Below are 10,527 nucleotides of genomic sequence, written 5' to 3' on the forward strand. Positions count from 1 at the left end.
CCCCCCCCCCCCCCCCCCCCCCCCCCCCCCCCCCCCCCCCCCCCCCCCCCCCCCCCCCCCCCCCCCCCCCCCCCCCGGCGCGTCACGCCGGCCGTGGCGCGACCCCGCCCGCCCGTTAGGGTGGATCGTCGCCCCTTGCGGCGACGCCGCACCCCGGCACCATCGGCTGCAGGAGCAGCATCGAGGACAAGGAGACCACCATGGCCGACCCCGCACGCGCTCGGAAGGTCGCCGACCGGATCAAGGTCATCGTCGCGGAGTACCTCGAGTTCCGGTTGAAGGACGAGCGGCTCGGGTTCGTGACGATCACGGACTGCCGCGTCACCGGCGACCTGCAGCACGCCAGCGTCTTCTACACCGTGTTCGGCACGGACGAGGAGCGCCAGGCCACCGCCGACGTCCTCGCCGCCAACACCGGTCGCATCCGCTCGGCCGTCGGCAAGGGCATCGGCATCCGGCTGACGCCCTCCCTCGAGTTCATCGCCGACGCCCTCCCGGAGGGCGCCGCGCACCTCGAGGACGTGCTGGCCCGCACCCGCGCCCGCGACGCGGAGCTGGCCCGGGTGGCGGCCGGCGCCTCGTACGCAGGTGACGCCGACCCGTACCGCAAGCCGACCGACGGCGAGAACGACTCCGACCTCGACGAACGGCTCGATGCCGACCTCGATGCCGACCTCGATGCCCAGGCGGGGGCGGACGCGGACGCGCGATGAGCGAACGTCCCGGCGGCCTGCTCGTCGTCGACAAGCCGGCCGGCTGGACCAGCCACGACGTCGTCGCCCGGGTGCGTCGGCTCGCGGGCACGCGACGCGTCGGCCACGCCGGCACCCTCGACCCCATGGCCACGGGGGTGCTGGTCCTCGGCGTCGAGCGCGGCACCAAGCTGCTGACGTTCCTCGTCGGCTGCGACAAGACCTACACGGCCACGATCCGCCTCGGCATGGCGACGGTGACCGACGACGCCGAGGGCGAGACCACCCAGGCGCTCGGCGTCGAGGACCTCGCCGCGGTCGAACACGGCCTGCCGGAGGCCGTCGCCGCGCTCACCGGTGACATCGAGCAGGTGCCGAGCGCGGTCAGCGCGATCAAGGTCGACGGTGTGCGCAGCTACGCCCGAGTGCGCCGCGGCGACGCGGTCGACCTGCCGGCACGCCCCGTCACGGTCAGCCGCTTCCACGTCGACTCGGTGCGTCCGCGCCGGGCCGCCCCCGAGGTCGGGCCTGCCATCGACGTCGTCGACGTCGAGGTCGAGGTCGACGTGTCCTCCGGGACGTACGTCCGGGCCCTGGCCCGCGACCTCGGTGCCGCGCTCGGCGTCGGCGGCCACCTGACGGCGCTGCGCCGCACCCGCGTCGGTGGCATCGACCTGTCTGCGGCGCACACCCTCGACGACCTCGCAGCGCTCGCCGAGGCAGGCGCTCCCGGTGCGCTGCCCCTGCTGCCCGTCGCGGACGCCGCCCGTGCCGCCCTGCCCGTGCACGAGGTGACCGCGCGCGAGGCGACGAGCCTCGGCTACGGGCAGCGCATCCCCAGCGGGCCGAGGCGTGCCGACGCGGTCGCCGCGATCGACCCCGACGGAACCCTCGTCGCCGTCCTCGACGAGACCCGGCCGCTGGCGCGCTCGCGGGTGGTCTTCGTCACGGCGGCCGACCGGTCCGGCGCCGTGGCCCAGGTCCCCGCCCCAGCAGGGGGGCCTGCGGCGGCGGCGGGCGGTGGCGCCGCGCCCGCCGGGGTCTGACGCGCGTACGCGACCACGACGCGGGGAGCCCGACGACGGCCACTACAGTGGTCGCCGTGCATCGCTGGTTCGGACTCGACGACATCCCGGGCGACCTCGGGCCCACGGTCGTCACGCTGGGAAACTTCGACGGCGTGCACCGCGGGCACCGTGAGGTCCTGACGCGTGTCGTGCGCGAGGCCGCCGAGCGGAACGCCACACCGGTCGCGGTGACCTTCGACCCGCACCCCATCGCCGTGCTGTACCCGGAGCGTGCCCCGGCTGCCGTCATGTCCCTCGGGCAGCGGCTCGACGCCCTCGAGTCGGTCGGGCTCGGCGCCACCCTGGTGCTGGAGTTCACGCCGGCCTTCGCCCAGCAGACCCCTGAGGAGTTCGTCCGCTCGACGTTCGTCGACGCGCTCGGCGTGGTCGCGGTCGTCGTCGGCAAGGACACCCGCTTCGGGGTGCGCAACTCCGGGGACGTGCAGACCCTCCGCACGCTCGGCGCCGAGCACGGGTTCGAGGTCATCGCCCTGGAGGACATCGGCGACACCGGCGCGGCGCACCAGACGACCCAGGCCGACGCCTCGTCGCCGGGGGCCCGCTGGAGCTCGACCCAGCTGCGCGCCGAGCTGCTCACCGGCAACGTCGAGCACGCCGCCCAGATCCTCGGCCGGCCGCACCGCGTCACCGGGACGGTGGTCCACGGCGACCACCGGGGTCGCGAGCTCGGGTACCCGACGGCCAACCTGTCCCAGGACCACGAGGGTCTCGTGCCGGCCGACGGCGTCTACGCCGGCTGGCTGCTGCGCCTCGACCTCGACCCGCGAGACCCCGACCGCACCCTGCCGGCAGCCGTGTCGATCGGCACCAACCCGACCTTCGACGGGCAGCAGCGTCGCGTCGAGGCCTATGTCCTGGACCGCACCGACCTCGACCTCTACGGTGAGCGCGTGGCCGTCGAGCTGGTGTCGCACCTGCGACCGACCCTGAAGTTCGACTCGATCGACGCGCTCGTCGAGCAGATGAGCAACGATGTCGAGCGCTGTCGCTCCGTCCTGTCGGCCATCGTGCCCACCCAGCGGCCCACCGAACTGCCGACGCAGGGACGCGCCTGACCTCGCCGGTCCGCGTCCCGATGACCGGCGGCCCGACTCGGGCCGGCGGCCGGAGGCGGGCGGGATGGCTGGGCGTGGACCTCGGCCTCTTCATCGGCGCGGGCGGGCTCTCGCTCGTCGGTGTCGTCCTCGTGTGGTCGGCGACCCGTGCGGACCACGGGTCGGCCCTCGCGGTCAAGCAGCTCGTCGCGGTCGGTCTCGGGGCGGCGGCCGCGGTCGGGGTGACCCGCGTCGACGTCCGGGTGCTGCGGGCGCTGGCTCCGCTCGTGTACCTCACGGGCATCGTCGGCCTCGCGGCCGTCCTGACGCCCCTCGGGGCCACGGTCAACGGGTCACGGTCCTGGGTCCGACTGCCGGGAGGCTTCACGCTCCAGCCCTCCGAGCTGGCCAAGGTCGCTCTCGCCGTCGCCCTCGCGATGCTCCTCGCGGAGCGGGCCGATCGTCGCGACACGGGGGGACGCCAGCGGCATCGCGACGTCGCACTCGCCTGGCTGGTGGCAGGGGTGTCCGTCGGTCTCGTCCTGGCCCAGCCGGACCTCGGATCGGCACTGGTCCTCGTGGCCATGGCCGTCGTCGTCATCGCCGCGGCCGGGGCCCCGTTCGTCTGGACCGCCGGAGTGGCCCTGACCGGCGCCGCGGCCGTCGTCGCAGCGTTCACCACCCCCGTCCTAGCCGGATACCAGCGCAACCGCCTCCGGGCCTTCCTCGACCCGGCGCTCGACCCGTCGGGCATCGGCTACCAGACCCGCCAGGTCCGGATCGCCATCGGGGCGGGGGGCCTCACCGGCCAGGGCCTCTTCGAGGGCCGGCAGACGCAGGCCGGCTTCGTCCCGTTCCAGGAGACCGACTTCGTCTTCTCGGTCGCGGGGGAGGAGCTGGGCTTCGTCGGGGCGGTCGGGCTGGTGCTGCTCATCGGGTTCATCGTCGTGCGGGCCTGCCTCGTGGCACGGCGGGCCGACACCTTCGGGCGGCTCGTCGTGCTCGGTGTGGCCGTCTGGTTCGGCGTCCAGTCCTTCGAGAACATCGGCATGAACCTCGGGCTGACCCCGGTGACCGGCCTGCCGTTGCCGTTCGTCTCCTACGGCGGGTCCTCCATGATCGCCAGCTGGGTCGCGGTCGGCATCGTCGGCAACGTCGCGTCGACGACCGCCCGGCGCTGACGTCGGGGCCAAGGACGTCGGCCCCTGTGCCCCCACTCGCTACGACAGTGCTCAGCCAGAGTGAGCAGTGTCGTAGCGACGCGGGCACCCACTCTCCGGGAGCACACCCCCGTCCCGTACGTCAGTGCTCAGCCAGAGTGAGCAGTGTCGCAGCGACGCGGGCACCCACCCTCCGGGAGCACACCCCCCGTCCCGTACGTCAGTGCTCAGCCAGAGTGAGCAGTGTCGTAGGGAGTGGGGCCAGACGCCCAGCGGGCAGGCCTCGTTCGCGTCGGACCCGCCGGCCCCGGTTCTCGCCCGGGGTTACCCACGGGTCACGGTGCGGTGTCGTTCGGTCACCGATGCGTGACTGGACCGGGGTTCCTTGACATCATCCCGGCAAGGACGACGGCCCGCTGACGCCGATGACGGGCCGCCGTGGCGACGAAGGAGCCCCCATGCCGCTGATGTCACGTGCCGACCAGCCTGTGCGACAGGAGGTGCTCGACGACCGTGCCCCGAGCGTCGGCGAGCTGTTCCGGCGCCGCGTCGCCGACTCCCCGGACGCGCCGGCGTACCTCTTCTTCGCTCCGGAGAGCACCACGCTCCGCACCCTGACGTGGCGCGAGACCGACGAGGTCGTGCGCCGGTGGGCCGCCGGCCTCATCAGCCTCGGCGTGCAGCTCGAGGACCGCGTCGCCATCGCGTCGACGACCCGCGTCGAGTGGGTCCTGGCCGACCTCGCCGTCATCTGTGCCGGCGGCGCCACGACGACGGTGTACCCCACGACCATCGCCGAGGACGTCGCCTACATCCTGTCCGACTCGGGCAGCGGGATCGTCTTCGCCGAGGACGAGGCCCAGGTGGCCAAGCTCCGGCAGGTGCGCAGCGAGATCCCCGACGTCCGTCAGGTCGTCGCGCTCACCGGACCGGGCAGCGACGACGGCTGGGTCATGACGACCGACGAGCTGGCCCGGAGGGGCGCCGAGTGGCTCGAGGCGACGCCCGACCTCGTGGACTCGCGCATCGACCAGCTCGGCCCGGACAACCTGGCGGTCGTCATCTACACGTCCGGCACGACGGGTCGTCCCAAGGGGGTGCGGCTCGCGCAGGACAGCGTCGTGTACGAGGGTGCCGTCATCGAGGCCATCGGCACACTGACGAAGGACGACCTCCAGTTCCTCTGGCTGCCGTTGTCGCACGTGTTCGGCAAGATGCTGCTGGCGACCGGCCTGCAGATCGGCTTTCCCACCGCGGTCGACGGCCGCATCGACAAGATCGTCGAGCACATGGCGGTCATCCGACCGACGTTCATGGCCGGTCCGCCCCGCATCTTCGAGAAGGCTCGCGGGCGGGTCATGCTCATGCTCGGCCAGGAGACCGGCGTCAAGAAGCGGCTCATCGACTGGGCGCTCGGCGTGGGTGCGAAGGTGCGCGACCTGCGCGAGGTGGGGGAGCAGCCCCCGGCCCTGCTCGCCGCCCAGCACCGTCTGGCCACCCGCCTCGTCCTGTCCAAGGTGCAGGAGCGGTTCGGCGGCCGGGTCCGGTTCATGATCAGCGGCTCGGCGCCTCTCGACCCGGACGTCGCCCGGTGGTTCGGTGCCGTCGGCCTGCTCGTCGGCGAGGGCTACGGCCTGACGGAGACGTCGTCGGGCACGGCCGTCAACCCGCCGGACCCCGGGCAGTACCGCTACGGCTCGGTGGGCTGGCCGCTGCCGGGGACCGAGGTGCGCATCGCCGAGGAGGACGGCGAGATCCTCGTCAAGGGGCCGGGCGTCATGCGGGGGTACCACAACGACCCCGAGGCCACGGCGGCGGTCCTCAGCGAGGACGGCTGGTTCCGTACCGGCGACATCGGCCGCATCGACGAGCGCGGCTTCCTCTACGTGACCGACCGCAAGAAGGACGTGTTCAAGACCTCCGGCGGCAAGTTCGTCGCGCCGGCCGAGATCGAGGCGAAGATCAAGGGCGAGTGCCCGTTCGTCAGCCAGTTCCTCGTCCACGGCGCCGGGCACAACTACGCCACGGCGCTCGTGACGCTCGACCCCGACGCCATCACCGCGTGGGCGGCGACGCAGGGGCTCGCCGGGCGCTCGTACGCCGAGATCGCCGGCTCCGACGAGGCGCGCGAGCTCGTCCAGGGCTATGTCGACCGGCTCAACGCCGGGCTCAACCGCTGGGAGACCATCAAGAAGTTCACGATCCTCGACCACGACCTCACGGTCGAGGAGGGCGACCTCACCCCGAGCATGAAGCTGCGGCGCAAGATCGTCACCGAGAAGCACCGCGCCGAGCTCGACGCCATGTACGCCGCCGACGCGTGAGCAGCGCTCTCGCGATTCGGGCCGACGCGTCCGGCCGCTTACCATGGACCAATGCCCGGAGAGTCCCTGTTCAACGCCCTCGAGCCCCTGCTGGAGCGGGTCAACAAGCCCATCCAGTACGTCGGTGGTGAGCTCAACTCCACGGTCAAGGACTGGAACGTCGGTGGGCACGGCCCCGGCGGCGAGGAGCTGACCACCCGCTGGGCCCTGATGTACCCCGACGCGTACGAGGTCGGCGTGCCGAACCAGGGCGTCATGATCCTCTACGAGGTCCTCAACGAGCGTCCCGACGCGCTCGCCGAGCGGACCTACGCCGTGTGGCCCGACATGGAGGCCCAGCTCCGGGCGGCCCAGCTGCCCCAGTTCACCGTCGACGGCCACCGCTCGGTGCGCGACTTCGACCTGTTCGGCCTCAGCTTCTCCACCGAGCTCGGCTACACGAACATGCTGACGGCGCTCGACCTCGCCGGCATCCCGCTGCACGCCGCCGACCGCGGTGACGACGACCCCGTCGTCGTCGCCGGGGGCCACGCGGCGTTCAACCCCGAGCCCATCGCGGAGTTCGTCGACGCCGCGGTCATCGGCGACGGCGAGGAGGCCGTCCTCGCCATCACGGACATCGTCGGGCAGTGGAAGGCGCAGGGGCGCCCCGGTGGGCGCCGCGAGGTGCTGCTGCGCCTGGCCCGCACCGGCGGGGTCTACGTCCCGGCGTTCTACGAGGTCAGCTACCTGCCCGACGGGCGCATCCAGCGCGTCGCCCCGGCCGCCGACGCGCACGGCGTGCCGTGGCGCGTCTCGAAGCACACCGTCATGGACCTCGACGCGTGGCCGTACCCCAAGCAGCCGCTCGTGCCGCTCGCCGAGTCGGTGCACGAGCGGATGTCGGTCGAGATCTTCCGAGGGTGCACGCGCGGGTGCCGGTTCTGCCAGGCCGGCATGATCACCCGCCCGGTCCGCGAGCGGTCGATCACCGGCATCGGTGAGATGGTCGAGCGGGGCCTGGCCGCCACGGGGTTCGAGGAGGTCGGCCTGCTGTCCCTCAGCTCGGCCGACCACTCCGAGATCGCCGACATCACCAAGGGCCTGGCCGACCGCTACGAGGGCACCCAGACCGGCCTGTCCCTGCCGTCGACGCGGGTCGACGCCTTCAACATCGACCTCGCCAACGAGCTCACCCGCAACGGCCGCCGGTCGGGCCTGACCTTCGCCCCCGAGGGCGGCTCGGAGCGGATCCGCAAGGTCATCAACAAGATGGTGTCCGAGGAGGACCTCATCAAGACGGTCGCCGCGGCGTACGGCGCGGGCTGGCGCCAGGTCAAGCTCTACTTCATGTGCGGGCTGCCCACCGAGACCGACGAGGACGTCCTGCAGATCGCCGAGCTCGCCAAGAAGGTCATCGAGACGGGCCGACAGGTCTCGGGCCGCCGCGACATCCGCTGCACGGTCTCGATCGGCGGGTTCGTGCCCAAGCCGCACACCCCGTTCCAGTGGGCCGCCCAGCTCGGCGCCGAGGCCACCGACGCACGCCTGCTCAAGCTGCGCGAGGCGATCCGCGCCGACCGGCGCTACGGCTCGTCGATCGGGTTCCGCTACCACGACGGCCAGCCCGGCATCGTCGAGGGGCTGTTGTCACGCGGCGACCGCCGCGTCGGCCGGGTCATCGAGCAGGTCTGGCGTGACGGCGGCCGGTTCGACGGCTGGTCGGAGCACTTCTCCTACGAGCGCTGGATGCGCGCTGCCGAGGTGGCGCTCGAGGGGCTGCCCGTCGACGTCGACTGGTACACGACCCGCGAGCGTGCCCAGTCCGAGGTGCTCCCCTGGGACCACCTCGACTCCGGCCTCGACAAGGACTGGCTCTGGGAGGACTGGCAGGACGCCCTCGACGAGACCGAGGTCGACGACTGCCGGTGGACGCCGTGCTTCGACTGCGGCGTCTGCCCGCAGATGGGCACCGAGATCGAGATCGGCCCGACGGGCAAGACCCTGCTGCCGCTGACGGTGCTCGGCAGCAAGCGGGACGAGCTGCTCGAGCACCAGCACTGACGCCGGCTCGTGCGCTCGCGCCCCCTCGGTCGGCTCAGACGGGGTGGCCCACGTGGGCCAGGGCCTGGCGCACGAGGACGCCGTGCGAGTTGCTCATGTCGGTCGACACCGAGATCGTCACGGCCTCGTCCGGGGTGACCCACGACAGGTCGAGGGCGTCCTTCTGGGGCCGGCAGTCGCCCATGACGGCGACGACGAACGCGAGCGACACGGCGTGCTGGCGCGGGTCGTGGAACGGCGTGACCCCGGGCGTGGGGAAGAACTCGGCGACGGTGAACGGCTGCGGCGACAAGGGGATCCGCGGCAGCGCCATGGGACCGAGGTCGTTCTCGATGTGTCGCAGCAGCGCGTCGCGCACCTTCTCGTGGTAGAGGACGCGCCCGCCGACGACCTCCTGGCCGATGCCGCCGTCGCTGTCGGCGCGCAGCAGCAGGCCCAGGTGGGTCACCTGTCCCTTGTCGTCGACGCGGACCGGGACCGCGTGGACGTAGAGCATCGGGAGCCGCTCACGTGCGTTGTCGAGGTCCTCGCGGCTGAGCCACGCACCGGTCGTCTCCACTTCCGTCATGGCTCACATAGTGCCAAACGGCCGGCCGGCCGCCGGGGACGGCCCGCCGGGCGGCCCGCGTGAGGTCGAGACGGCCCCGGCCGGGCCGGTGCAGGGCGGGCGAGGCAGCCGACAGGCTAGACTGGCGGGCACAGGCGTTCGAGCCGTCATCAGCGGCGAGCCTCCGGAAGAACCGACACCGCGAGCCGGCGGCGTCCCAGTAGAACCGGACGGGTGGCCCGTCACAGCCAGGAACGAGCGGTCGCGCGCCCCCGGGCCCGCGCGGCAAGCGGGGTGGTACCGCGGCGGTGACGTCGTCCCCGGCACACGACCAGCCGAGAGACCGCCGACCCAGGAGCCCGCAGCATGACCTACCCCAAGGTCACCACGTCCGCCCCGACGCCCGACGACGCCCGCGCGACCGGCGTCCCGTCGAACCCGCGCTTCCCCGAGATCGAGGAGCGCGTCCTCCGGTACTGGGACGAGGACGGCACCTTCATCGCCTCGGTGGAGAACCGCGACGCCGGCACCGACGGCGACAACGAGTTCGTCTTCTACGACGGGCCGCCCTTCGCCAACGGCCTGCCGCACTACGGCCACCTGCTCACCGGCTACGTCAAGGACATCGTCCCGCGCTACCAGACGATGCGCGGCCGCCGCGTCGAGCGCCGGTTCGGCTGGGACACCCACGGCCTGCCCGCCGAGCTCGAGGCGCAGCGCCAGCTCGGCCTCAAGACCAAGCAGGACATCATCGAGCTCGGCATCGACACGTTCAACGACGCGTGCCGCGCCTCGGTGCTCAAGTACACGGGGGAGTGGCGCGACTACGTGACGCGCCAGGCCCGCTGGGTCGACTTCGACAACGACTACAAGACGCTCGAGCCGGGCTACATGGAGTCGGTCATCTGGGCCTTCAAGCAGCTGTGGGAGAAGGGCCTGGTCTACGAGGGCTTCCGCGTGCTGCCCTACTGCTGGAACGACCAGACCCCGCTGTCCAACCACGAGCTGCGGATGGACGACGACGTCTACAAGATGCGTCAGGACCCGGCCGTGACCGTCGGCCTGCGCCTCGAGACCGGCGAGCTCGCCCTCGTGTGGACGACGACGCCCTGGACCCTCCCGGCCAACCTCGCGATCATGGTCCACCCCGACATCGACTACGTCGTCGTCGAGTCCGACGTCACCGGCACCGCCGAGCGCTACATCGTCGCGGAAGCGCGGCTCGCTGCCTACAAGCACGAGCTGGGCGAGGACGCCGAGCAGCGGATCGTCCAGCGGCTCAAGGGGTCCGAGCTCTTCGGCCGGACGTACACGCCGCCGTTCAGCTACTACCAGGGCCACGAGCGCGCACACCGGGTCGTCGAGGCCGACTTCGTCACGACGACCGACGGCACGGGCCTGGTCCATAGCGCCGGCGCCTTCGGTGAGGAGGACAAGCTCGTCACCGACCGCGAGGGCATCGCGCCGGTCGTCCCGGTGAGCACCGAGGCGCGCTTCACCTACCCGGTCACCGACTACGAGGGCATGCACGTCTTCGACGCCAACCCCCACATCATCGACCACCTCAAGGCCGCCACCCGCGGCGAGGGCGACACCGGTTCGGTCACACCCGGCACGGTGCTGCTGCGTCGCGAGACCT

At 72.4% G+C, this 10,527-nt stretch carries 8 protein-coding genes; 7 read left to right on the forward strand and 1 reads right to left on the reverse strand.

Annotation, left to right across the window (positions count from 1 at the left end):
- Positions 1-200: 200 nt before the first annotated feature.
- The 6 genes from rbfA (at position 201) to ACPYOM_RS17830 (ending at position 8,341) form a co-directional block, all read left to right on the forward strand.
- Positions 201-713 (forward strand): 30S ribosome-binding factor RbfA, encoded by a 513-nt coding sequence (rbfA, locus tag ACPYOM_RS17805; protein ID WP_481340582.1) that lies wholly within the window; start codon positions 201-203, stop codon positions 711-713.
- Positions 710-1,738 carry a tRNA pseudouridine(55) synthase TruB gene (gene truB / locus ACPYOM_RS17810; protein WP_481346982.1) on the forward strand — a complete coding sequence of 343 codons (1,029 nt, stop codon included), beginning with the start codon at positions 710-712 and terminating at the stop codon, positions 1,736-1,738. Before rbfA ends, truB begins: the two co-directional genes overlap by 4 nt.
- A 56-nt stretch (positions 1,739-1,794) precedes the next feature.
- Positions 1,795-2,835: a bifunctional riboflavin kinase/FAD synthetase gene (locus tag ACPYOM_RS17815; RefSeq protein ID WP_481346983.1), complete on the forward strand. Its 1,041-nt coding sequence runs from the start codon at positions 1,795-1,797 to the stop codon at positions 2,833-2,835.
- 74 nt (positions 2,836-2,909) lie between these two features.
- The gene (locus tag ACPYOM_RS17820) at positions 2,910-3,995 is read left to right on the forward strand and encodes an FtsW/RodA/SpoVE family cell cycle protein (protein ID WP_481340576.1); all 1,086 of its coding nucleotides are present in this window, start codon (positions 2,910-2,912) and stop codon (positions 3,993-3,995) included.
- A gap of 437 nt (positions 3,996-4,432) precedes the next feature.
- Positions 4,433-6,298 (forward strand): AMP-dependent synthetase/ligase, encoded by a 1,866-nt coding sequence (locus ACPYOM_RS17825; RefSeq protein WP_481346984.1) that lies wholly within the window; start codon positions 4,433-4,435, stop codon positions 6,296-6,298.
- 51 nt (positions 6,299-6,349) lie between these two features.
- Positions 6,350-8,341, forward strand: coding sequence for a TIGR03960 family B12-binding radical SAM protein (locus ACPYOM_RS17830; protein WP_481346985.1), 1,992 nt, complete (start codon positions 6,350-6,352; stop codon positions 8,339-8,341).
- A gap of 34 nt (positions 8,342-8,375) precedes the next feature.
- Here the strand turns inward: ACPYOM_RS17830 and ACPYOM_RS17835 are convergent, their stop codons facing one another.
- Positions 8,376-8,909 (reverse strand): NUDIX hydrolase family protein, encoded by a 534-nt coding sequence (locus ACPYOM_RS17835; RefSeq protein WP_481340570.1) that lies wholly within the window; start codon positions 8,907-8,909, stop codon positions 8,376-8,378.
- 345 nt (positions 8,910-9,254) lie between these two features.
- Between ACPYOM_RS17835 and ACPYOM_RS17840 the strand changes: the two genes are divergently transcribed.
- Positions 9,255-10,527, forward strand: a 1,273-nt coding sequence (locus ACPYOM_RS17840) for a class I tRNA ligase family protein (RefSeq protein ID WP_481346986.1), incomplete at its 3' end; no start/stop codon positions are given.

The organism is Monashia sp. HAY1-2A (assembly GCF_056755315.1).

What these genes read in the sequence shown, in the direction of transcription:
- rbfA (WP_481340582.1), top strand. Translation starts at nt 201, where the DNA reads ATGGCCGACCCCGCACGCGCTCGGAAGGTCGCCGACCGGATCAAGGTC.
- truB (WP_481346982.1), top strand. Translation starts at nt 710, where the DNA reads ATGAGCGAACGTCCCGGCGGCCTGCTCGTCGTCGACAAGCCGGCCGGC.
- ACPYOM_RS17825 (WP_481346984.1), top strand. Translation starts at nt 4,433, where the DNA reads ATGCCGCTGATGTCACGTGCCGACCAGCCTGTGCGACAGGAGGTGCTC.
- ACPYOM_RS17830 (WP_481346985.1), top strand. Translation starts at nt 6,350, where the DNA reads ATGCCCGGAGAGTCCCTGTTCAACGCCCTCGAGCCCCTGCTGGAGCGG.
- ACPYOM_RS17835 (WP_481340570.1), bottom strand. Translation starts at nt 8,909, where the DNA reads ATGACGGAAGTGGAGACGACCGGTGCGTGGCTCAGCCGCGAGGACCTC.